This is a genomic window from Gemmatimonadota bacterium, from assembly GCA_016719105.1.
Taxonomy (GTDB): Bacteria; Gemmatimonadota; Gemmatimonadetes; order Gemmatimonadales; family Gemmatimonadaceae; genus SCN-70-22.
Genome location: JADKAQ010000004.1, coordinates 129,706 through 154,440, shown reverse-complemented (window position 1 = coordinate 154,440; position 24,735 = coordinate 129,706). Strand labels below are relative to the sequence as shown.

The following is a 24,735-nucleotide window of genomic DNA, read 5'->3' as shown; positions in this document are numbered from 1 at the left end:
CCGTGGCGTAGCGAGTCGGTGCGGTAGCCGCCCGACGTGCGGGGCGAGCCAACTCGTTGTCTGGCATAGGCTAATACCCCGCGTGCCATGCGGGTTGCCCGCGGTTCCGGAGTTGCGAGTGGGTGGAGTGTCCTGATCGCACCGCCCCTCGCCCCGCCCGCCATGAGCGAACGCCATCTCCGCATTGCCCTCTACTCCCACGACACGATGGGATTGGGGCACATGCGCCGCAATCTCCTGCTGGCGGAAACGCTCGCCGCGGCACCCGAGCGCCCCGCCGTGCTGCTGATCAGCGGCTCGCGCGAGATCTCGCGCTTCCCGCTGCCGCGCGGCGTGGACTGCCTGAGCCTTCCGTCGCTGTACAAGGACTCGCAGTCGCGATATCACGCGCGATCGCTCGACGTCCCGGTGCAGGAGTTGGTCGCGGTACGCTCCACCGCGATCGCGGCGGCGCTGGAGGCGTTTCGCCCCGACGTCTTCATCGTGGACAACGTGCCGCGTGGGGCGCAGCACGAGTTGGACCGGGCGCTGGCGCGCTTGCGACAGGCGGGGCGCACCCGCTGCATCCTCGGGCTGCGCGACGTGCTCGACGAACCCGAGCAGGTGCAACGTGAGTGGACGCGGTCCGGCAACGTCGACGTGATCCGCCGTCACTTCGAGGCGATCTGGGTCTACGGAGACGCGCAGGTGAACGACGTGGCGCAGGAGTATGGCTTTCCCCGCGACATCGCCTCGCGCGTGACCTACACCGGCTACCTGGACCAGCGTGGGCGCTCCACCGCGGAGTTGCTCGCCCCCGAGGCGTCGCGCGACGAATCCAAGCTCGTGCTCTGCATGGTGGGCGGCGGGCAGGACGGCTCGGTGCTCGCCGAGGCGTTCGCCGCGGCGCCGTTTCCCGATGATCACCGGGCGATGCTGGTGACGGGGCCGATGATGTCGGACGCGTGTCGCGCGCGGGTGAACGCCCTCGCCGAACGCAATCCTCGCCTGGAGGTCGCCACCTTCGCCGACGAACCGTCGCACCTCATCCGCAGGGCGGCCGCCGTGATCGCGATGGGGGGCTACAACACCGTCTGCGACATCCTGACCTACGCGCCGCGCGCCCTCATCGTCCCTCGCGTGCATCCCCGCGAGGAGCAACTCATCCGGGCCGAGCGCCTCGCGGCGCGTGGGCTGCTCGACGTCCTGCATCCGTCGCATTGCACCCCCGAGGCACTCGCCCAGTGGGTGGCGGGGACGCCGCGTCCCGGCGACATCACGCCGGTGCGCATGCACACCGCCACCGAACTGCACGCGATGCTGTCGGCCATCCTGTCACCGTCAGCGGTCTCCCGCGCCTCCCGTCGCTCCATCCCCGAGGTGCGCTGTGCGTCGTGAACCCACACCGCGCGTCGGGTACGTAGTGAAGCGGTACCCGCGCTTTTCCGAGACCTTCATCGTCAACGAGATCCTGGCGCACGAAGCCGCCGGCCTCCCCGTCGACATCTTCTCGCTTTATCCGCCCAACGACACGCACTTCCAGGATACCCTGTCGTTGGTGAAGGCTCCGGTCACCTACCTGACGGCCGAGGGGGTGCGCGCGTTCGACTTCTGGAGCGCGATCGAGGGTGCCGCGCACGTCGTCCCGGCCATCTGGCAGTCGCTGGAGGCGGCACGCGGGCAGGAGGCGCGCGTCGTCTACCAGGCGGCGCGCCTCGCGGCGGCCGTTAGGCAGCGTGGCATCACGCACCTGCACGCGCACTTTGCGACGATGCCGGCGCAGGTGGCGCGCCTTGCCGCGCGCTGGGCCGGGATCACCTTCTCGATCACGGCGCACGCCAAGGACATCTACCACGACTCGGTGACGACCGACGCCCTGCGCGCCCTGTTGCGCGACGCCTCGGGGGTGGTCACGGTCAGCGACTACAACGCGCGCTACCTCGTGGAGACGATCGGCGTGGATGCGTCGCAGCTGCATCGCATCTACAACGGCCTCGACCTCGATCGTTTCGACGTGGCCCTGCGTAGCGATCGGCGCCCCACGATCCTGGCGGTGGGACGCTTCGTCCCCAAGAAGGGATTCGACGTCCTGCTGGACGCGTGTGCGCTCCTGGTGCGCGACGGCGCGCGCTTCACCTGCCGCCTGGTGGGCGGCGGGAGCGAGGAGGGATCGTTGCGGGCACGGGCCACCGCGCTCGGGCTCGAGCAGGTGGTGCAGTTCGACGGACCACTGCCGCAGCGCGAGGTCATGGCGGCGTTGCGTGAGGCCACCGTCTTCGCCGCCCCGTGCGTGGTGGCCGAGGACGGCGATCGCGACGGGCTGCCCACCGTGCTCGTCGAGGCGATGGCGCTCGGCACGCCGTGCGTCGCCACCGACGTGGTCGGCATCCCCGAGTTGGTGCGCCACCGAGAAACCGGCTTGCTGGTGCCCCCCCAGGATGCGCCGGCGCTGGCCGTCGCGCTGCGCGCCCTCCTCGAGGGGCCCGCGTTGCGCCTGCAGCTCGCCACCGACGCACGCGCGCTCATCGAGGCGGCGTTCGACGTGCGGCGCAACGCCGCCCTCGTCCGCGCACTCTTCCAGGCGGCGCCTGCCGCGTCCCCCATCGCCATGGCCTCGTGATGCGCATCGCCTACGTCTGTGCCGATGCGGGCATTCCGGTGTTTGGGACCAAGGGGGCCTCGGTCCACGTGCAGGGCGTCGTCTCGGCGATGCGACGCGAAGGACACGACGTGACGCTGGTCGCCGCGCGCGCCGGGGGCTCGCCCCCCGCCGCACTGTCCGAGCTCCCCGTCCTGCTGGTGGAGCCGGCCGCCGCCACAACCGCGGCCCAGCGGGAGCGCGCGATGTGCGCGGTCGATGCCCGCATCGCCGAGATCCTCACGCGACAGGGGCCGTTCGACCTGGTCTACGAGCGCTACTCGCTCTGGGGAACTGCCGGCATGTCGTACGCCCGTCGCCATGGCGTGCCCGGGATCCTGGAGGTCAATGCCCCGCTCATCGAGGAGCAGCGCACGCATCGCGAACTCGTCGATGTGGCCGGTGCCGAGCGGGTGGCCGCGAGCGCCTTCGCCGACGCGGCACTGTTGGTCGCGGTCTCGCAACCGGTCGCGCGCTACCTGCGCGACCAGCCCACCCGGCGCGCTCCGGTCCTGGTCGTGCCTAACGGGATCGATCCGACACGTTTCCCGACGCCGGCCTTTGCCGGGGGACGGGCCGGGCGCCCATTCACGCTGGGATTCCTGGGCACGCTCAAGCCGTGGCACGGCCTCGATGCCCTGGTCGAGTCGTTCGCCTTCGTGCGGGCGATCGACGGCCAGGCTCGGCTCTTGATCGTTGGGGACGGGCCGGAACGCGCGGCGCTCGCCGCGGACCTCGAACGACGGGGACTCACGGACGCCGCGACCATCACCGGGGCCGTGCGCCCCGAGGAGGTGGCGCATCACCTGGCGGCGATGGACGTGGCGCTCGCCCCGTATCCCGCCAGCGGCGATGCCTACTTCTCGCCACTCAAGGTCGTGGAGTACCTGGCGGCCGGCGTCCCGGTCGTGGCCAGCCGCACCGGCCAGCTGCCGGAGCTGGTGCGCCATGGCGTGACCGGACTGCTCGTGCCACCGGGCGACGCCCGCGCGACGGCGTCGGCGTGCAACCGACTTCGCCTCGACCGCGCGCTCGCGCTCTCGATGGCGCGCGAGGGACGGCGCGAGGCGCTGGCCACCCGCACCTGGGACGCGGCGGTGCGACGGATCATTGCGGTGGCGCGACACCCGCTCCCGCGCATGTCGTCGCTGGTGCGCCCCGGTGCCGGCGATGCGGTGGGGGTCCCGGCATGAGCCGCCGTCCGCGCCGTGGCGCCGGCACCTGGCGTCGCCTGGCCCCTCACCTGCTCCCCGCGCTGCGCGCGCAGCGGGCGACCATCGCCCTCGCGACGGCATCCCTGCTCGCCGAAGTGGCGTTGCGGCTGGCGGAGCCCTGGCCGCTCAAGCTCGTCTTCGATCGCGTGCTCCCGCAGGCCGGACGCACCGCCGGCGCCGCCGGGCTCGAGGCATCGCAGGTGATCTCCCTGGCGGCGATCGCGCTGGTCGCCGCCGTCTCGCTACGCGCCGTGGCGAGCTACATCCAGACCGTGGCCCTTGCCACGGTGGCCTCGCGGGCGCTGACGGGGGTGCGCGAGGCGCTCTTCCGCCAGATGCAACTCCTGCCACTGGGCTTCCACGCCCGCGCGCGCGCCGGCGACCTCACCGTCCGGCTCACCAACGATGTCGGCATGCTGCAGGACGTCGCGGTCACGGCGCTCCTCCCGCTGCTGGGCGACGCCACGATCCTCGTCGGGATGACGGCACTCATGCTCTGGATGCAGCCGGGGCTCGCCCTCATCGCGTGTGCCCCGCTCCCCTTCTTCCTCTTCCGCTGGCGCCGCACGCATGGACGCCTGCGCGAGGCCGCGCGGGCGCAGCGCGCGCGGGAAGGGGCGATGGCAGCCGCTGCCGCCGAATCGGTGAGCGCCATCCGCACCGTGCAGGCGCTGTCGATGCAGGACGCGATGGCCGGCACCTTCGGGCGCCAGAACGCCGGAAGCCTCAAGCAGGGAGTCCGCTCCAAGCGTCTGGCCGCCGGGCTCGAGCGGTCGGTCGACATTCTCATCGCGCTCTCGACGGCGCTCGTGCTCTGGCGCGGCGCGTACGAAGTCCTGGGCGGAGCGATGAGCGCGGGCGATCTCGTCGTCTTCGTCGCCTACCTCAAGGCGGCCTTCAAGCCGCTGCAGAGCTTCGCCAAGTACACAGCGCGACTGGGCAAGGCATCGGCCGCGGCCGAGCGCGTGCTGGAGATCCTGGAGACGCCGGTGGGGACCCCCGATGCCCCGGGGGCGATCGTTGCTCCACCCCTTCGTGGGGCCGTCCGCTTCGAGGTAGTCAGCTTCGGCTACGAGCCGGATGTCCCGATCCTGCGCGAGGTGTCGTTCAGCATTGCACCTGGCGAGCTCGTCGCCGTCGTCGGGCGCTCGGGAGCCGGCAAGTCTACTCTCGCATCGCTCCTCACCCGGCTGCACGAGCCAGTGAGCGGACGCATCGTGGTGGATGGCGAGGACATCCGCCACTACCGGCGCGAGTCCTACCGCGCACAGGTGGGCGTCGTCCTGCAGGATACCGTCCTCTTCGCCGGGACACTGCGCCACAACCTGCAGCTCGTGGCGCCTGACGCCGATGACACGCGACTGCTGGCGGCGCTGCGCGACAGCCACGCGCTGGAGTTCATCGCGCCGCTCCCGGATGGGCTGGATACCATGGTGGGTGAACGTGGGGTCACGCTCTCCAATGGACAGCGCCAGCGCCTCGCGCTCGCGCGCGCCTTTCTGCGTAACACGCCGCTCGTCGTGCTCGATGAGCCGACGGCCGGCCTCGATGAGGACAACGAACAGGCGGTGGCGGCCGCGATCGCGCGCCTGGCGCGCGGACGTACGACGATCCTCGTCACGCACGCGTTGCACCTGGCCGCTCGCGCCGACCGCGTCCTCGTCCTCGACGGCGGGCAGGTCGTGGAGCAGGGCGCCCCATCGGTGCTGGTGCGCGACGGTGGGCAGTTCGCCCGCTGGTATCGCGAGCAGGCAGCCCGTTCCGGCATCGCCCCGGCCCCGGTCCCCTATGCGGTGTCCCATGCTGGGTGAGGGCGACGCCGCCCTCGCGCAGCGCGATCGCGCGATTCCGGGACTCGCCACCGTGCTCAGCCCGGACGCACTGCTCGCCTTCGTGCACGGCGCCGACGATGCCACGACTACCGCTGGCATCTCGTACGTTCGCTACAAGGCCGGGCGATCCTGCCTGACGAGCCTCGACATCGCGTCGGCGAGCGGATGCCGTACGCACGTGGTGCGCGCGTACGCACGCGACACCGAGGGAGCAACCGCCTTCGCGCGCGACGCCGAGCGTGCCGTGCGCGACGGCGCAACCACCGTGATCGATCGTGCGCAGCGCCTGCTGTCCATCGCCTTCCCGCATGACCGGGCGTTGCCGGCGCTCGCACGCCTGCACGACGACACCGCGCGCCAACGACTCTACGACCGCGTCGGCCTCGCATCGCCCGACGACGATGGCCTGGCGCCGCGTCGACTGGTGTACAAGCCGTCGCGCCGCTACGTGGCGCGCGTGGACCGGTCCGGCACCCCCTACGCGGCCGTGAAGGGCTACACCCACGCGGATTTTCCCTCGTTGGGTCCCACGCCGGCATGGCTCGATGGGAGCAGCGACGTCCGCGCGGCTCGCGAGCTTGGCCGCCACGATCGCCGCTGCGTGCGTGCCATCGAGTGGCTCCCCGGGGAACTGCTCGCCGATCGCATCGCCCGCGGCGCAGCCACGCCGGAGCTACTGCGCCGCGTCGGGCGCGCCATCGCCGCACTGCACGCCGGCCCTCGTGATGGCTGGCCTCGGCGCAACGCCGCGCGCGACGCCATGTCGTTGCGCGCGCTGGCGTCGGATGTCGGGGCACTTCTCCCCTCCGAGCAGCAGCGCCTCGCCGCGATCACCGATGCCATCGCGCCTCGCCTGGCCGGCGCGCCCCGTCGTGCCGTCCCCACGCACGGCGACTGCTACGCCAAGCAGTTCCTCGTCGACGACCACCAGCTCGGGCTCATCGACTTCGATGAGGCCGCACTCGGCGACTCTCACGCCGACCTCGCCCTCTTCGTGGCGCACCTGCATCGCGACGCCGCACGCGGGGAGCTCACCGAGGCGCACGTCGCGGGCATCGAGGGGGACCTGCTGCAGGGATACGCATCGGCCGGCGGGGCGATCGATCGCCGATGGCTGTCGTTGCGGCTGGCGGAGGCCATCCTGCGCCTCACGCCGCACCCCTTCCGTCACCGTCACGACGAGTGGCCTACCCTCACGCGGGCGCTCCTCGATCGCGCCGAGCGCGCGCTGCGGGACGCGACCGTCGCGCCGCGGACCGGCGGCACGCCGTGCGGCACGAGCCTGCCCAGCGCGAGCCTGCCCAGCACGAGCGCGCCCAGCACGAGCGCGAGCGCGGCCAGCACGCCGCACTCGCCGGGCGCGCGCACCTACCTGCAGTTGGCCGCGGACCCGGCCCTCGCCTTCGCCGCCCCGCTCCTCGACCCGCCCGCCGCGCTGCTCGCCCTCCGCGCGCGCCGACTGGGAGACCCCTTTCCCATCCGCGACGTCCAGGACGTGTCGCTCATCCGTCACAAGCCAGGGCGACGGGCGGTGCTCGACGTTCGCCTGACGCGGGGCGACGGCGCTGCCGCGCGTTGGATCGGCAAGGTGCGCGCGCGTGGGACGGACGAGCGGTCCGTGATCCTGGCGCACGCGCTGCGCTTCGCCGGCCTCTCCGGCGACGGCGCCGCCTCCGTCGGTGTCCCACGCCCGGTCGGCGTCGTCGACGCGCACCACCTCTCGCTGTTCGAACGGGTCGCCGGCACTCCCGCCACCGCGCTGTTGCTCGCGGATGGTGACGCCGCACGCATCGGCACGCAGATGGCGGTCGCGATGACGGCGCTGCATCAGGCGCCGGTCACCTCGCGCCGCCGACGCACCGTCGATGACGAGCTGGACACGCTCGCCACGCGCCTGGCGACATGGGCGCGCGAGTCGCCCGCGCTCGCCAGCGCGCTGTCACTGGCGACGACACGCTGTGTTGCGCTTGGCGCCCCGCTGCGGGGGCGACTGCCACGCACGCTGCTGCATCGCGACTTCTATCCCGACCAGCTGCTGCTTGACGGCACGCGCACCTGGGTCGTCGATCTCGACCTTGCGGCTGACGGTGATCCCGCGCTGGATGCCGGGAACATGATCGGGCACCTGCTGGAGCTGTCGCTCCGGACGGCGGCGCGACACGGGGCGCTCATCGTGGCGGCACGCACCTTCGGCGACGGGGCCCTTGGCGCCCTACACACCCCCCTCACGTCGGACGCCGTCGCCCGATACGCGGTACTCACCCTGGCGCGGCTCGCCGAGATCGCCCGGCATCATGCCGACCGCCGTCCATACGCCGGCACGCTGCTCCACCACGTCCTGCACCTCACGCGTGGTGCGATCGGCCGTGAGCCGCAATCGCTCGACACACTGTGCGACCATTTCCTCGAGGAAGGCGCGTCATGAATCTCCGCACCGCGCTCCCCGTGCTGGCGCTGGTGGCCGGTGCCGCCGGGGTGCTCCCCGCGCAGTCGCGCCAGGCCCGGAAGCGACCCGTCGTTCCGCCGCTGACAATCGCCGCTCGGCCAGCCGTCGTGCCGCCGGTGGATTCGTTGCGCCTGACGGATGTCGCCTTGCGTTCCCGCACCGTGGCCGGCGCCGTCGGCAAGGGCGTCGATGCCCGCGCCAAGGCATCCCGGGAGCCGATGGCGCGCCCGGCCGACCGATGGATCTCCCTCGTCTCGTTCATGGGGTCGCGCTACGACAGCAACGTCAATCGTGACCTGGTGCCGACACGCTCGGTGGGAATGGTGAGCGGGCTCGGATTGCGCCTGCAGGCGGGGGGCGATCGCCCGTGGCTGGCCACGGAGTACGACGCCGCCGTGCACCGTTACTCGGCGACCGAGCGCTTCGATCGCGTGTCCCAACGGCTGCGCATCTCGGCAACCGCCCAGCTGGCGCGCGCGCTCGAGGTCGGGCTGGTCAGCGAAGGCTCGCTCAAGGGATCGGCCGAGGACCGCGACGTGGCCGACCAGGTGGCCGTGCTGCCGCGCGTGGACCTCAGGCTCTCCGATCGACACCGGCTGCGGTTGGTTGGAGCGCATCGCTGGCGCCGGTACCCCGATGCGCCCGAACAGCATGCGCGCAATGCGTACGGCGCCGTCGAACTCCGGCAGCGGTCGGCCGACGGTTCCACGTGGGAAGGGGAGGCACGCGTGGAACGCAATGCAGCCCGCGGCGACCGCTTCGACTACCGTCGCATCACCTTCGCGACGGCGTACAGTGCGCCGCTGGGACAGCGCTCGTTCCTCGACATCGAGCTGAAGTACCGGGACCAGCGCTACCCCAACCGTTTCGTCGAGGTGGAGGACGTGGACGTCCCACGCCACGACTTCCGATGGGAGCCGGCGCTCGGATGGCGATGGAGCGCCTGGGGGAACGATCTCGACGTGCGCTACGAACCGGAGCGCCGCGGCTCCAACGACCCCGACAAGCACTTCGTGCAACACCTCGTCTCGGTGGGGATTTCGCGTCGCTGGTAGCGTTGCTGTCCGGGGCGCGGGAGGCCAGCTTTCGGCATGCCGCGCTCCGTGACCATCGCCGTCGCCCAGCTGCACCCGCGCAAGGGCGACTATCAGGGGAACCTCGCCCGGCTGGGCGAACTGCTCGCCCAGCTCGCCGAGAGCCAGCCGAGACCGCAGGTCGTTCATCTCCCCGAGACCGTGCTGTCGGGGTACTTCGTCGAGGGCGGTGTGCGTGAGGTGGCCGTGAGCGCAGGCACGCTCGCGGCCGACCTCGACCGAGCGTATCGGGCCGCCGCGAAAGGCGCCCTGCGCCCCGTGGACGTGATCGCCGGCTTCTACGAGCGCTGGCGGGGGACACTCTACAATTCCGCAGCGTACGTGCGGCTTGGCGAGGGGGCACCGCGTGTCCTGCACGTGCACCGCAAGGCATTCCTGCCGACGTACGGGCTGTTCGACGAGGAGCGCTTCGTGGAACGCGGGCACGAGATCCGTGCCTTCGACACGCCGTGGGGGCGTGCCGCGATCCTGATCTGCGAGGACGCCTGGCACTCGCTCTCGGGGACGATCGCCGCGCTCGACGACGCCGAGGTGATCTTCGTATCGTCAGCTGCACCGGCGCGCGGTATCCATCCGCGCGACGACGGCCACCCCGGGCCGGCGACGGTCGCCCGCTGGGAGCGACTGATTCGCGAGATCGCCGAGGAGCATGGCGTCTTCGTCTCCCTCGCCAACCTGGTGGGGAGCGAGGGGGGAAAGGTCTTCGCCGGCTGCTCGGCGCTGCTGGGGCCGCACGGCGACCTGCGCGTTCGCGGTCCGGAGTGGGAAGAGGCGCTCCTGGTCACCACGCTCGACCTGGGCGACATCGGGCGCGCACGCGCCGATACACCGTTGCTGGCCGACCTCCGGACGGCGCTCCCGCACCTGCGCCGTTCGCTGGAAGGGGCCGAGCGTGGCGAACGCGCGGGGCTGACGCCGTACGACACCGATGAGTCGGCGGTGAGCGGCGAGGCATTGCCCGCTGCGAGCGGTGAGGCCGGTGCGCCGGTGCAGGCGACCGAGGTCGGGCTCCGCTCGAGCGGGGGGCCCCCCCCAACAACAAATCCTCACCCTCCCCGCCCCACCGCGCGTCATCAATTCCCCGCGGTTCGTATCATTTCCGCTGCCGACCCCCTCGACGGGATCGGTGGCCCGCCCCCCCTGACGATCAACGCCCCGCTCGTCGAAGCCTGGCTCACGCGCTTCATCCGGGACGAGATGGCGCGGCGCGGCTTTGCCAAGGCCGTCGTCGGCGTTTCGGGAGGGGTCGACTCCGCCGTCACCGCCTTCCTCGCGGCCCGCGCCCTCGGCGCCGAGAACGTGCTCGGGCTGCGACTCCCCTATCGCACCTCGAGCCCCGAATCGCTGGAGCATGCGCAGCTCGTCGTCGACGCCCTCGGGATCCCGTCGCGCACCCTGGACATCTCCGGCGCCGTGGACGGCTACCTGGCGCACGAACCCGACGCCGATCCCACGCGCCGCGGCAACGTGATGGCGCGCGTGCGCATGATCGCCTTGTTCGACCAGTCGGCGACCCTGCGCGGCGTCCCGTTAGGCACCGGGAACAAGACCGAGCGACTCTTCGGCTACTTCACCTGGCATGCCGACGATTCGCCCCCCATCAACCCGCTCGGCGACCTGTTCAAGACGCAAGTCTGGGCGTTGGCGCGACACCTCGGCGTCCCCGACGTGATCGTCAGCAAGCCGGCTTCGGCAGACCTCATCAAGGGGCAGACCGACGAAGGGGACTTCGGGATCAGTTACGCGCGCGCCGACATCATCCTCAACTGGCTCCTCACCGGCTTCTCGGCCAACGACCTGGTGTCGCACGGCTTCGACGCGGCCGAGGTGGCGCTGGTGCGCCGTCGGCTCGACGGGACGCACTGGAAGCGCAAGCTCCCGACCGTCGCCATGCTCTCGCAGACGGCGATCGGCGAATCGTACCTGCGCCCAGTCGACTACTAACGGCGAGGCGCCTGTGTCGTATGTGCTGAAGCTGCGCGACGTGATCGTCGGTCGCTCGGACCTGGCCCAGCGCGACGCCGACAGGCGCACGGCGCGTGGCGCCTTTCGTCCCGGGTTGGGATGGGAGCTCGTCGAGCCGATCTTCGCGCTCCTGCCCGTGGGCGACGTCGACGCGAGCGACGAGCAGCGGTCGCGCTACCGCCGCGCGCGCGACACGCTGGCCCTCGTCCTGTACGCCCCCAATGGGGCGCTGGTCGAGACATCACGCATCGACATCACCCCCGATGCGGCATCGTCCACCGGCCTGACCCTCGATGTCGGCGTGGTGGACGAAACGTTCTGGCGCCGCTAGGCGGCAGCTGGCGGTCGGGCGTTAGGCGGTCGGCGCGGACCGGACGGCGTACGTCGCCGACGCGGACCACCCGTGGGGCGTGACGTCGGGGCGGCGCGGTCGCCTAACGCCGTGCCTTGAGTCCCTGCCCGGGCTTTAGCACGATGTGCACTTCGTCGCGCGGCGCTGCCGCGCCCGCCGGGACCTTGATCACGTTGACGCTGGCAATCGCGGCCGGATCCACCAACTGGTCGAGCCGTTCACCCGCCCCACGACCGCCCTGGGCAGTGATCTCCTCGCGAAGGAGTTCCTTCCCCTCGCTGTTCATGACGATGGCGACAAGGGTTCGGGGAGGCGCCGCCGTCTCACTCCGCTCGCGAACGCTGACACCGGCCCCCGCACTCGCCGGGGCGGGCGATCGCTTCATGGAGCGATCGGCCTTGAGCGTCAGCCGGATCACTCCGCCCTTCGCCTCCGCCGGCAGGAACGATCCGTCCTTGATCACCTCGACGGTGGCGATCGCATCAGCCGGCACGGGGAGCGAATCGAGCATCAGCTGTCCCGTGGAGCTCCTCGCCCCGAGGCGCCCGGTCATGACCACCCGTCCCTCGGCATCGTAGACCATGACCAGCGGATCGTTCACGTTCCCCGAGAGCGTGGGGGCGGGGACGCGCTCGCGCACCTCGGTGCTCAACCGCACCTTGATCGAGTCGGCCTGCGCACCCGTGGGCGTCGATGCGGCCGTCACCTGGCCGTCGGCCACCGTGAAGGAGGTCACCGGGGCGACCGGGTCAGGGCGACGGGTCTCGCAGGCGGTGACGACGGCGCTGAGGGCCACGACAGCCAGCAGGAGCTGGCGCATGGTCCCCAGGTCGGGGCGGAGGGAGGTCATGGCGCGAATCCTTCGTTCGAGGGGAGAGGGAGAGGCGGCAAACGCCAGGTAGGCCGCAAGCCGAGGCGGGCGCCGCGTGGCGGCAACCGTCAGGAGCAACTCGCCATAGGTCCGCACGTCGGCACCACTGGCAAGGACACGGGCATCACAATCGAGCTCGAGCGCCGTGCGCAGGCGCTGCGCGATGAACCAGAGCGAGGGGTTCCAGGGCATCAGCGCGAGCGCGCCGAGTGACGCCAGGAGGAGATACGGATCGCCCGCGCGCACGTGCTCATCCTCATGGCGAACCAGGAGCGCACGGCGCGACACGTCGAGCGTCGCCAGCCACGCGGGCATCACGATGCGTGTGCCGCCGAAGCAGAGGGCTCCAGGCCCGGTGTCGGGGGTGAGGGCGACGCGCGCGCCGTCGAGGACGACCGCCGTGGCCCGTCGTCCTGCACGCCAGAGTTGGAACGCGCTGACCGCCAGCGCCAACCACATCGCCAGCGATGCCGCCATCCAAACGACCACGAGCCACCGCTCCCAATCCGCCCCCGCCGGAACGAGGATCGGGGTGCCCCCTCCGCTCGCCACGCGCGACGCTCCCACGGCCGTCGGCAGGGCGCCAGGGAGCGCCACCGGACGAATGGCGACCGCGACCGGCCCGAGGAAGGCAACGACGAGCGCCACCAACCAGCCCCCACGTCTCGCACCACCGCGCGCCACCACCAGCGGCTCGACCGCCAGCGCCGCGGCAGCGGCACACGCGCCTACCACCACGGTGTAGAGCATCCACGGGGCGATCACCGGCTCCCTCCGCTCTCCTTGAGGCGTTCATTGAGGATCCGGCGGAGGCGCTTGAGCTCTGCATCGTCGACGGACCGTTCCCCGACCAACTGCGTGAGCAGCAGTTCGCGCGAGCCACCGAAGATCTTCTCGACGATACGCCCCAGCGCCGAACGCCCGGCGGCATCTCGCTCCACCCGGGCCACGTAGCGATGCGCCTTGCCGTCGCTCTCGTGCGTCACGTGCCCCTTTGCCTCGAGCGTGCGCAACACCGTGAGCACGGTGGTGTATGCCAGCGCGTCGTCGAGGGACTCCTTCACTTCAGCGACGGTACTCGGGCCCCTGGCCCACAGCACCGCCATCACGTCCAGTTCGCGCCCGGTAAAGACGACCTCGTCCACGACTCGCTCCTACTAGATCTTTCGTAGAAGATGTCCCCCTCGCCAGATTCTGTCAACTAGTTTTTTAGTAGTCGAAACCGTTCCGCAGCGCCTGCGTTCCTTTTCAGGTATCGTTGTAGCACCGACCCTCGGCGATGGCCGGGCGGTCGCCAACCCTCACCACTGACACCTCGCACATGCCGACCCTGCTCCGTCGCCTGATGCTCGCGGCCGTCCTCGTCGCGGTCCCGTCCGTCGCGTTCGCCCAGAACGGCACGGCGCCGCGCAAGATTACCCCGGGCACCTATCAGGTCGTCCCCGACCAGAACTTCTCCGGGGGCATGGATGTCTCCGTCTTCACGACCCGCTTCGAAGGCGACTCGCTCCTCATCATCGAACAGGGCGGGGCGTTGATGACCCGCTCGCGCATGTCGTACGAAGGGGAGCACCTCGTGTGGACCGACATCGAGGGGCAGCTGATGTGCCCCGGCCAGGCCAAGTACAAGCTCACGATCTCCGAGGACGGCAAGACGGTGCGCCTGGCGCCGGTCGAGGATGGCTGCGGCGAGCGCTCGGCGATCATCTCGCAGGTGTCGTTCGTGCGAAAGGAGTGACCGCTCGCGGTCGCACGTATCGCCGTGACGAAACGCCCCCGTGCCGGTTGCCGGCGCGGGGGCGTTTCGATTCGGGCGTCCAGCGCGAGGCGGTCAGTCCTTCTCGCGTGGCAGCTGGCGGCGTCGGATGGCCTCGAGCTGCAAGTCACTCAGCTCCTCGCTGAGGGGAATCTCGGTCCCGTCGCACAGCACGTACCGCAGTTCGACGCGACGGTTGCGGGCGTGGTCACGGGCGGAGCCACCGGCGACGAGCGGCTGCAACTCGCCGCGCGCGTCAGTCTCGAGCCGCTCGACCGAGACGCCGCGCGCCGCCAGGTAGTCGCGCACCGCGTTCACTCGACGCTCGGAGAGCGCCTGATTGTACGCCTCCGACGCCCGCACGTCGGTGTGCCCCGCCAGCCGCACACGCACGTTCGGGAAGGGAGCGAGTGCCGCCGCGGCGCGATCGAGCACCTCGCGCGTGGCGCTGGACAGCATGGAGCGATCGAGGGCAAAGTGCACGTTGCCGGGAACGCCGACGAGTCGCTCAGGCCCGGCGCACCGAGTGGGGCGCTCGGGCAGTGGACGCTCATCGACAGGAACCGGCGCGGGTCGATCCGGGACGATGGGCGCACCGGCACGCGCCTCCATGCCGTTGAGCGTCTGCGCCCACGGCGACTGCGTCTCGGCGTAGCACGCCTTCCCCGCAAGGAAGGGGTGTGCCGCCTTGGCCGGCCCCGGCATGGGGACGGCGCTGGTGACGGTTGCCGCCGCCCCGCCTGTCAGCGACGCCAGGTCGGCCTGCGCCCAGGCGAGCGCATCGTCCGGGAAGGACGAGCGATCGTTGCGCTCGTAGGCATCGCGTGCGAGCGCGAGGTACTCAAGCGCGCGGCGCGCGATGCGCACGCGTTCCGTCGTGGCCGGTGCGACCGCTTGCATCACGCGCCGTTCCTGCGCGGCGATGAGCGCGAGGTCACGCGCGAACGACTCGTCCGAGAGTCGGTCGCTGACCGGCGTGAGGCGGCTCGAGGCGACGGCGCCACCGCGGGCGCAACCACCGAGCGAGATGGCCGCCGCAACGGTGCAGAGCGCGAGGGCGCGACAGGAGTGCGTCATCATGGTCAGTCCTCCTTGCCGCTGCGGCAGGCGTTGTCGCACGGCGCGGCGGGTGATCCGCCGACACCGAAGAGCGACTCGTCGAACTTGAATCCGAGCTCCAGATACGCCCCCTTTCGCGTCGTGCCGAAGGTGTTGAGGTCCTTGTCGGTGAAGCCGAACAGGTTGTAGCCGGCGGCCACACGGAGGTTCTTCATCACGAGGAGGCCAAGCTCACCACCCAGGCCGTACTGCCGTGACGAGAGCCCATCCGTGGCGAGGAGCGAGCCGATCACTCCCATGTCCAGTCGCCGATTGAGGTCGTAGATGCCGCGCCCCATGAAGAGCTGCGAGGTGTTTCGGCTGGAGAGCGGCCCCACGTCATCACGCGCCGACTTGGCGGCGTACCGACCCGAGAGCGTCAGGCGGTTCGTCGGCTGCACGTTGACCAGGGCGGCGAGGATGTGCGCCACCGACTCTGTCGCCGGCGTCGCGGCCAGCGCCCCGAAATGCTCGACCTTGTTCTCGTAGCGCATGACCGCATTCCAGCGATTGCGATCGGTCTCACGCCACGCGAAGCCCAACTGCGACCAGCCGCGCGTCTGGTTGTTCTGCACGTCGGCCACGTCCCACAGCGTACGACCGAGGAAGGTCCAGTCGCGCGTGAGCTTTCGGGCGTAGCCGAACGAGGCGAGCATGTTGTCGCCGGTGTCGGCGTTGCGGAACTCGAGGCGCGCGGTGCTCTTCCAGAGCGCCGGCTTGGTCCACTCGACCCCGCCGGTGATGGCGAGTGCATCGCTTGGTATCACGGCGTGGAGCGGCGAGACCCGTTCGAAGCTCGTGTTGACGATGAGCCCCGGCCCGAGCGCCCACCGGTTGCGCAACCCGATCGACGCCTCCGCATCACGCCCGCTGTAGGCGTCGCGCGCGCGGTACTCGCTGAACATGCGCGTGTTGCGGAGGTAGTCGGCGTCGATGCCGAACACCGTGTACTGCTGCGTGGTGCCGAGGTTGGTGGCGTAGGCTCCTTCCACTCCCGTAAGCCACTCGTGACGCCCGTACAGGCGCGCGCGATTCGAAAGGATGTACTCGCCGCCCACTGCGCCACGGTGCGAGGGATCGCGCACATCCTGCTCGTACTCAGCGAAGAGCGCGGTGCGCGTCTGCTGCGGGAGCGTCCACGTCAGGCGCCCGCGGATCGCGCTCACGTCGCGGTCGACCGGAGCGAGCGTCGACTGCCCCGGCGTCACGACCCCGGACTCCTTGGCGTAGCGGTAACCGAACTCCGCACGCCACGCGCGATTCAGCTGGCGCTCGAGGGCAAGGAGCATCCCGTTGCGCGAGGCATCGCGCATGGTGTCCTCGGTATGCAGCGCTTCGCCCACCAGGCGCGTGGCGCTATCGAGTCGTGCCGAGAAGCGTCCGCCGAATTCGGTACGTCCCCCGTAGAAGGTCGACGAGGTGTTGTTGAAGTCGGCATCGCTGCGCACCGCGAAGGCGCGTCCTTCGAGGCGCTCCGACTGATGGCGAAGCTCGACGCGCGCCGCGTTGCCATTGATGTCACCGACCCCCGTCCGCGCCCACTCGCCCATGAGGAAGGTGCCGGCCGCGAGCTTCGCCGTTGCGTTGATGCCGGCGAGCTGCGTGAGCTGCAGCGGGTTCTCGTCGCGGGCATACGTACCGCCCACTTCGAGGCGACTCGTCAGGCGCCACGACGCGTCGCCACCGTACACCCAGAACTTCTCCCCGCCCGCCGACTCGGCCTCGTACGTCACCCGAATCGACACCGGGTTGAGGTTGGCGTCGGCGCTGGGGATCGGATTGCGGAAGATGAGTCGGCCCGTGAGCGCTTCGATGGTGTAGTCGGCAAAGCGCGTGAGCACCGTGCGCGAGAGGATCACCGACGGCTGGTTGCGGTCGCGCGTGACGATCTCGACGCGTTCCGAGTTGACCAGCCCTTCGGCGCGCGTGAGCGCGTATGGCCCGGAGATGCCACGGCCGGGGAGCTCATCCACCACCTGGCGCCCGCGCCCCTGGCTGGCGAACAGCGTCGCCCGTCCGCGCCCGCCGTCGAAGTGCTGCACGGCACCGTTGAGCGTGCGGTCGTATGCCGAGATCACCCGACGCTCGTCGGCGCGTGCGGTCTGGAAGTCGCCGAACAGGGTGTACGACGTCCCGTTGTCCAGGCGAGCATAGAATCGGCGCCGCGACTGCGCATCGAACTCGCGCAGTGCGCCGTCGCCGTACGTCGGGTAGAAGTCGTCGGGACGGATGTCGCGGAAGTAGGTGCGGCCGCGATCGCGTTCCGAGTCATACGCGAGGGTGAGCAGGCGGTCGCCCGCGACGCGTCCCTTGAGGAAGAGGGCGCCACGCGCACCGGCGCGCACCTTTCCGTCGTTGTTCTCCGTGCTCCAGTCGCGCAATGCCTCCTCGAAGCCGTCGGCATCGCTGGCGAGCGCATTGCCCCCGGAGAGGAGCGCACGCAAGTCGACGCGCGCGTTGAGGAGCCCCGTCGCCGTGAGCTGGCGCGCCGAGGCGACAAACGTCAACGGAAGCGTCATCTCGCCGAGGTCGGTGGTGACGCGCAACTCGCCACGCCCCGGGTCGCCCGGTGCGACCAGGTAGAACGCCCCCTGGCCGTCCTTGAGCGTCACCTGCAATCCCTGATTGGCAACCTCCAGCGCGCTGGCATCGAGCCAGCGGCCCAGCGACGACTCCAGCGTGGCAGTCGCGGTCCCCTTCACCGGCTCGCCCGACGCATCGAGGATGCGCACGTACACCGGGACGAGCGTCTGACCGTCCGCCGGAATGGCGTTAGGCTCGACGGCGACTTCCAGGCGCCCCGGGGCCGCCGGGGACACCGTGCGACGATCACGCGCGTTGAGCGGCGTGACCGGCAACTGCGAGTTGCGATCGGTAAGTGTCCGATTGCCGAGCAGCGGGGAATACGACTGCGACTGTCCGCCATTCGGCCCCTTGGGATGCAGCGGGGTCGCGGCGAGCATCGTCGTGCCGGACGTCCCGCGAGTGTTGGCGAGGTCGTACGCCGCCCGGGCCTCGCCGCGCAGCGTATCACGCGGTGTCGTGGCGGCGAGCACCGCCCCTTCCGCTTCCGGATAGGTCGAGCTCACCGGACGCTCGCCCGCACCGTTCACTTCGCCGCCACGGCGGCGCTCGAGCACGCGCGCCAGCACCTCGGCCGATCCCGAGCCGTCGGCAAAGTCGGCCTTGTGTAGTTCGCCCATCTTCACATCCGCAAAGCGCGAGTATCCGTCGCCCGCGTTACGGTTGCCTAACGGCGTCAGCACCGCACCCTGCGGCAGCGACGCGCGATCGATCTTCACCACGTGCAGGCGCGACGCGACGTTGTAGAAGGAGTACTTCCCTTCCACATCGGTGACGACCGACGATCCATCCTCGAGGAAGACGCGGACGCCGGGGATCCCGACCTCACCGCCTTCCTGCAGCTCGCTGGCACAGTTGCACTGCAGGTAGATCTTGCCGACGATGGCCCCGCGCTCCTGAAAGAAGCCTCCGATGACTCGCGTCGACGCGTACCCCGGCGGCGATTTCGTCCCGCCGCCGGCGCTGCTGGCCACCGCCACATTGGTGTTCACGCCGATGCGAGCCCCGACGCCAATGCGCACGCGGTACGTCAGCGTGACCGAACTCCCGCGCGCGATGCGACCGAGGCTGAAGGCCAGCAACGGGCCTGGCGCCCCCGCCGGCTCTGCAGTCGACGACCGCCCCAGGCGCGCGGTGCGCGCTTCGTAGCTGAAGCCGACCGGGAGGGTATCGCTCACGACAGCGTCCGTCACGTCACCGGCGCCGGTGTTCTTCACCGTCACCGTGTAGTCGATCACGTCGCCCACCTGCGCCTCCGACTTGGAGACGCGCTTCTCGAGTTCGAGCACGCCGACGCCCGCGACCGGGACAGCCACGCAACTCGTATTGTTGATCAGGCTCCCCGTTTCGTTCGGCGCACTGACCCTCGCGCAGTTGTTGACGCCGGGGACGGCCTGCGCACTGACGCTCACGTTGAGGTCGATGGTCGACGTGACACCCGGCGCGAGCGGCGTCGAGCGCAAGCAGGTGACGACGTTGCCCACAGCGGCACACATCCAATCGTTGCCGCTGGCGGAGAGGAAGCCGAGCCCCGCGGGGAGTGTATCCACCACGGTGATGATGGGTGCGGCCGGCGCCGTCCCGACGTTGCGCACGCCGAGCGTGTAGCGCCCGGGTTGGCCGATCACCAGCGAACCGACGATGTCCTTCAGCATCACGAGGTCGACACCGCCGCTGATCCCCGTCGTCTGGGTATCGCAGTTGTTGGCTGCGTTGGCGTCAGGCGTCGTGGCGACGCAGGCGCGGTTGGTGACGGGAGCGCTCACGCCCGCGGTGACGAGTGCCGTGAGCGTTACGGTCGCCGTCTCGCCGGGCAGCAGCGGCGGCGTGGTGCGCGTGCAGGTGACCACCGCGCCGCTGGCGCTGCAGCTGAATCCACCGCCCGAGGCCGTCTGGAACGTCAGGCCCGGCGGCAGGGTGTCCGCAAGGGTGATCGCCGTGCTCGTGGGCAGCGTCCCGACGTTGCGCACGGCGAGCGTGTAGCTGGCGACTCCACCCACCGAGACGCTGTCAGGACCAACCTTGTCGAGCGCGAGGTCGACGGTTCCGCCGACCGGCGTCGTGTTGCTCCCCGTATTGTTGCCGCCGTTCGTGTCACCCGGGGTCATGACCGTCGCCGTGTTGGTCACCGATGGCGCCGCCGCCGCTGTCGGAAGCACGGTCAGCGTGATGGTGCTGGTGGCCCCCGGCGCCAACGGGCCGGGGTTGGTGCACGTGACCAGCTGCCCGGCCGCCGAGCAGCTCCATCCGGGACCGGCCGCCGACACGAAGCGCAGCGAGGCCGGAAGGTTGTCGGTGACGGTGATGACGCCGATCGTCGGGCCAGCTCCCGTGTTCGTCACGGTGAGCGTGTAGCTGGCGGGCTGCCCCACGCTGAAGGATCCGGTCGCGGCCTTCTGGAGCGACAGGTCCGGCGCCGGCGTCGTCGGGATGCCGCCCGTCGCGGCGCTGTTGTTGCCGCTGTTGCTGTCGCCCGTGGTGGCGACCGATGCGGTGTTCGACACGCTGGTGACCCCCGGGGCGACGGCGACCACCAGCTGCAACGTGGTCGCGCCTCCCGGTGCCAGCGGCCCGGCATTGGTGCAGGTGACGACCTGTCCACTCGCCTGGCAGCTCCATCCGGCCCCGCTCCCGCTCACGAAGGTCAGCCCCGACTGCAGGACGTCCGTGACGGTGATCGGCCCGGTGGTGCTCCCCTGCCCGACGTTCTGGACGCCGATGGTGAAGGTCGCGTTCCCCCCGGCGAGGATCGTCCCGTTCACCGCCTTGGTGATGGCGAGGTCCGGCGCCGGTGTCCCCACCGTGACCGGACCGACGGTCGCCGTGTTGTTCGGCAGGTTGCTGTCGCCCGGCGTGGAGACGGTCGCCGTGTTGACGATCGACGTGCCCGCGGTCGCGGAGACGGCGACGGTGATGGTGATGCTGGCGGACTGCCCGGGGGTGAGCACCGCGGTGCGCGTGCAGCTGACGAGCTGCCCGGCCGCAGAGCAGGTGAAACCGGCACCGCTCCCGCTCAGGAAGGTCAACCCGGTCGCGAGGTTGTCCGTGACCGTGATCGTCCCGGTCGTGCTCCCGGTGCCCACGTTCGTCACGCCGAGCGTGAAGGTCGCGTTGCTCCCGGTGGTCAGCGCACTCGCGACCTTGGTGATCGCCAGGTCGACCCCCGGCGCCACGGCGCTGGAGACACTCCCGGTGTTGTTGGCCGGATTGCCGTCGCCCGGCGTGGAGACGGTGGCCGTGTTGGTGACCCCCGGCGCCGCCGCGCTCCCCACCGCAACGGTGAGCGTGATCCCGATGCTCTGCCCCGCCGTCATCGGCCCCGGCGCCGTACACGTCACCGCCTGCCCGGACGCCGAGCAGGTGAAGCCCGCCCCCGTTGCCGAAAGGTAGGTCAGTCCGGCGGGGAGGACGTCGGTGACGGTGATCGCCCCCGTCGTGGCCCCCGCACCGACGTTCGTCACGTCGAGCAGGTACGTCGCGTTCGCGCCCACCACGAACGCGGAGGTCGCACTCTTGGTCAGCTGCAGGTCGATCGGCGACGCGACGGTCGTGGGATCGGAGGCGCTGTTGTTGGCCGGGTTGGAGTCGCCTGGCGTGGCGACGCTTGCCGTGTTGATGATCGAGGGGATCGCCGCGGCGTTGACGTCGACGACGAGGGTGATCGTGCTCGTCGCCCCGGTCGCCAGCGGACCGGCGTTGGTGCAGGTGACGAGCGCGCCCACCGCGCCGCAGCTCCACCCGGTGCCCGTCGCCGAGCGGTAGGTGAGTCCGGCGGGGAGGTTGTCGCTGACGGTAATCGCGCCGGTGGTCGGAATCGTGCCGACGTTGCGGACGGTGAGCGTGTAGCTGCCGCTCGCCCCCACCGCGAAGGTCCCGCTGTGGCTCTTGGCGATGGAGAGGTCGAGGACGGGGGCCGACGTTACCGGGGTGAGCGCGCTCGACGCGTTGTTGCCCGCGTTGGTGTCGCCCGCCGTGCTGACCGTGGCGGTGTTCGTCACGCTCGGCGCGGCCGGGGCACCGACCGCCACCGTGAGAGTGATGACCGGGAGCGCCGCCCCGCCGGCCACCGGGCCGGGGTGCGTGCAGCTGACGGTTCCAGCGGCGTGCCCGCACGTCCAGCCGGTTCCGGTGGCCGAGACGAAGGTCAGGCCGGCCGGGAGGACATCGCTCACCGAAATGCTCGCCGTCGTCGCCGTCGTCGAGACGTTCGAGACGGCCAGCGCGTAGGTCGCATTGCTGCCGATCGTGAAGGCCGACGACGCCGTCTTCGCAATCGTGAGGTCGGGGGCACCGACCGTGACCGGATCGCTGGCGCTGTCGTTGGCCCCGTTGGTGTCGCCGGCCGTCGCGACCGACGCGGTGTTGGTCACCGTCGGGAGCGCCGCGGCACCTACGGTCACCGTGAGCGTGATCGCCGTCGACGCGCCGGCCGCGATGGGGCCGGGGTTCGTGCACGTGACCGTGGCACCGGCGTTCCCGCAAGTCCAGCCGCTCCCCGTTGCCGAACTGTAGGTGAGTCCCGTCGGAAGGATGTCGGTGACCGTCACGGCGCCCGTCGTCGGCAACGTCCCGACGTTGGACACGGTGAGGGTGAAGCTGTTCGTCGTGCCGACGACGAAGGTCCCGCTGTGCGTCTTGGCGATCGCGAGATCGATCGAGGCCGGGGCACTCACCGGCGTCGTCACGCTCCCCGTGTTGTTGGTCGCATTGCCGTCGCCGGTCGTGGAGACCGTCGCCGCGTTCAGCACGCTCGGCGCGGCGGCCGCGCCCACGTCCACCGTCAGCGTGATGGCCGGGAGCGATGCCCCATTGGCGACCGGTCCCGGCGTCGAGCAGCTGACGGTCCCCGCCGCGTGCGAACAGGTCCACCCGGTCCCGGTCGCCGACACGAAGGTGAGCCCCGCCGGGAGGATGTCGGTGACCGAGATCGCCCCGGTCGTGGCCGACGTCCCCACGTTGGACACGGTGAGCGTGTAGCTGGCGTTCGCGCCGACGGTGAAGGGGCCGGTTGCCGCCTTCGCGAGCGTGAGGTCGGGAGCCGGCACGACCACCGGCGTGGCCTCGGACGCCGAGTTGTTGCCTGGGACGGCGTCGGGAACCGTCGTGGAGACGGTCGCGATGTTCGTGACGAGCGGAGCAGCCGCCGCCCCCACGCTCACCGTGAGCAGGATGTCCGGCAGCGAGGCTCCGCCAGCGAGCGCGGTCGGGTACGTACACGTCAGCGTCTGGCCGGCAATGCCGCAGCTCCATCCCGTCGCGCTGACCCCCACGTAGGTGAGCCCCGCCGGGAGGATGTCGGTCACGGTGATCGGGCCGATCGTCGCGTCGCTCGACACGTTGGCGACCCCGATCGTGTACGTCATGTTGCTGCCGACGGTGACCGATGCCGAGGGCTCCGTCTTGGTGATCGCGAGGTCGATCAGCGGGTCGACGACCGTGGTGAGGTCGGACGCGCTGTTGTTCCCCGTGTTGGTTTCGCCCCCGCCCGACACCGTCGCGGTGTTGGTGAGCGACGACGGGGCCGTGGCCGTGACGTCGACGGTGAGCGTGATGGGAGCCAGGCTCGCCCCGGCAGCGACCGGCCCGGGGTTGGTGCAACTCACGGTTTGGGCAGCGATGGTACACGACCACCCCGTGCCGCTCGCCGCCGTCGGCGTCAGGCCGGCCGGGAGGACGTCGCTGACCGAGATCGCGGCGGTGCTGCCGCCGTTGCCGATGTTCGAGACGGCCAACGTGTAGGTCGCGCTCTTGCCGCGCGTGAACGACCCGCTGTGCGACTTGGCAATGGTGAGGTCCGGGACGGTCACCGTGATGTCGGTCGGTTCGCCGGTCACGAGCCCCCCTACGGGGAGCGACTTCTGGTGAATCTCGAACTGCTTGTCGACCGTGTCGGTGTACGTGATCGTCGCGATGTTGCTGATGACCGTGCCCGGCGCCGTCGCGCCATTGATCGTGACGCGAAAGCTCAGCGACGTCGACGCCCCGGGTGCGATGGTGCCGTTCTTCGCGCCGGTCGCGCCCACCCCGAGCCGGAAGCGCACGCGTCGCGGGGCGACGTCGTACTGCGCCTGGTCGTCGTTGGTGGCGTCGGTCTTGGCCCCCGCGTTAGGCCCCGTCAGGATGCGCAGCGAGTTGCTCTGGTACGTCGTGTTGGCGGGGATCGTGTCGTACAGGATCGAGAAGAGCGCGTCGTGCGGCCCCGTGTTGGTCGCCGTGATGACGTACTCGAGGACGTCGCCCGGCATCACGTTCCCGCCGTTCAAGTCCGTCACCGTCTTGATCAGGCTCCCGCTGAAGAGCTGCGCGAAGAGCGCACGCTCCACTCGCCCCGCCGAGCGCCCCCCGGCCGGTGTCGTGGCGTCGGCGACCCGCGCGGCGCGCGCGGGGGCCCCCACGAACCCGGTAGCGGGATAGGCCATCGCCCGCACATTGCCGATCGCCGGTCCCTGCGGCGCGAGACGCTGGGCCGCCAGGGGACCGGCGGGAACGGCGAGGGCGACCGCCGCAGCGAACCAAAGGACGAAAGCCTGCGCGGACGCAGGGACGTTAGCGATCGGGAACATTCGGAATTGCGGTGGGGAGAGAGACAACACGGCGCCTAACTAGAAGAAAATCCCGTGCCATAGGTCACCACGGGCGGCACGTCTTCAGCAGCGCCCTGACGCGGCGCCTTCATGCCCTCCCTCCACGAGGGAGCGCAGGATCCGGACATCCTGCCCGACCCCGTCGGACAAAATGACCGAATGCGACGCCAGGGACCATCGGCATCTCCCGCACTTCCAGAAACGGGACCGAAGGCTGGAAGGGCGGCTGACGGGTCTCCGGGCACCCCAAACGAGGTGTGGCACGCGCGCGTCGCTTCGGCGGCAGTGATGCATACGCGGCGAAGCGGGCCGGAGCGGCCGCA

General features: G+C 70.7%; 13 protein-coding genes. 9 read left to right on the top strand and 4 right to left on the bottom strand.

Going from position 1 to position 24,735, the window contains the following annotated elements:
• The first annotated feature begins 162 nt into the window (after positions 1 to 162).
• Genes IPN47_08740 through IPN47_08705 form a run of 8 tightly spaced genes read left to right on the top strand, consistent with a single transcriptional unit; the run spans position 163 to position 11,499 of the window.
• Positions 163 to 1,377, top strand: coding sequence for a glycosyltransferase (locus IPN47_08740; GenBank protein ID MBK9408121.1), 1,215 nt, complete (start codon positions 163 to 165; stop codon positions 1,375 to 1,377).
• Positions 1,367 to 2,599, top strand: coding sequence for a glycosyltransferase family 4 protein (locus IPN47_08735; GenBank protein ID MBK9408120.1), 1,233 nt, complete (start codon positions 1,367 to 1,369; stop codon positions 2,597 to 2,599). The genes IPN47_08740 and IPN47_08735 overlap by 11 nt, the downstream gene beginning before the upstream one ends.
• Positions 2,599 to 3,810, top strand: a complete 1,212-nt coding sequence (locus IPN47_08730) for a glycosyltransferase family 4 protein (GenBank protein ID MBK9408119.1) — start codon at positions 2,599 to 2,601, stop codon at positions 3,808 to 3,810. The genes IPN47_08735 and IPN47_08730 overlap by 1 nt, the downstream gene beginning before the upstream one ends.
• Complete coding sequence (locus tag IPN47_08725) at positions 3,807 to 5,642, top strand: ABC transporter ATP-binding protein (protein ID MBK9408118.1); 1,836 nt, start codon at positions 3,807 to 3,809, stop codon at positions 5,640 to 5,642. The genes IPN47_08730 and IPN47_08725 overlap by 4 nt, the downstream gene beginning before the upstream one ends.
• Positions 5,632 to 8,088, top strand: a complete 2,457-nt coding sequence (locus IPN47_08720; GenBank protein ID MBK9408117.1) for a phosphotransferase — start codon at positions 5,632 to 5,634, stop codon at positions 8,086 to 8,088. Before IPN47_08725 ends, IPN47_08720 begins: the two co-directional genes overlap by 11 nt.
• A complete protein-coding gene (locus IPN47_08715) occupies positions 8,085 to 9,164 on the top strand; it encodes a hypothetical protein (GenBank protein ID MBK9408116.1) in 1,080 nt (359 codons plus the stop codon). Before IPN47_08720 ends, IPN47_08715 begins: the two co-directional genes overlap by 4 nt.
• Positions 9,165 to 9,200: 36 nt before the next feature.
• Positions 9,201 to 11,147 (top strand): NAD+ synthase, encoded by a 1,947-nt coding sequence (locus IPN47_08710; protein ID MBK9408115.1) that lies wholly within the window; start codon positions 9,201 to 9,203, stop codon positions 11,145 to 11,147.
• Between the two features lie 13 nt (positions 11,148 to 11,160).
• Positions 11,161 to 11,499 (top strand): hypothetical protein, encoded by a 339-nt coding sequence (locus tag IPN47_08705; GenBank protein MBK9408114.1) that lies wholly within the window; start codon positions 11,161 to 11,163, stop codon positions 11,497 to 11,499.
• 103 nt (positions 11,500 to 11,602) lie between these two features.
• On the opposite strand, the gene IPN47_08700 is transcribed toward IPN47_08705, so the two are convergent.
• Together IPN47_08700 and IPN47_08695 are read right to left on the bottom strand one after the other, a co-directional pair.
• A complete protein-coding gene (locus IPN47_08700; GenBank protein MBK9408113.1) occupies positions 11,603 to 13,156 on the bottom strand; it encodes a M56 family metallopeptidase in 1,554 nt (517 codons plus the stop codon).
• The gene (locus IPN47_08695; protein MBK9408112.1) at positions 13,153 to 13,497 is read right to left on the bottom strand and encodes a BlaI/MecI/CopY family transcriptional regulator; all 345 of its coding nucleotides are present in this window, start codon (positions 13,495 to 13,497) and stop codon (positions 13,153 to 13,155) included. The genes IPN47_08700 and IPN47_08695 overlap by 4 nt, the downstream gene beginning before the upstream one ends.
• 215 nt (positions 13,498 to 13,712) lie before the next feature.
• Here IPN47_08695 and IPN47_08690 point away from each other — a divergent pair, with 215 nt between their 5' ends.
• Positions 13,713 to 14,129, top strand: a complete 417-nt coding sequence (locus tag IPN47_08690) for a hypothetical protein (GenBank protein MBK9408111.1) — start codon at positions 13,713 to 13,715, stop codon at positions 14,127 to 14,129.
• A gap of 93 nt (positions 14,130 to 14,222) precedes the next feature.
• Here the strand turns inward: IPN47_08690 and IPN47_08685 are convergent, their stop codons facing one another.
• Positions 14,223 to 15,227, bottom strand: a complete 1,005-nt coding sequence (locus tag IPN47_08685; GenBank protein MBK9408110.1) for an OmpA family protein — start codon at positions 15,225 to 15,227, stop codon at positions 14,223 to 14,225.
• Between the two features lie 2 nt (positions 15,228 to 15,229).
• A complete protein-coding gene (locus IPN47_08680) occupies positions 15,230 to 24,391 on the bottom strand; it encodes a DUF11 domain-containing protein (GenBank protein ID MBK9408109.1) in 9,162 nt (3,053 codons plus the stop codon).
• Between the last annotated feature and the right edge of the window lie 344 nt (positions 24,392 to 24,735).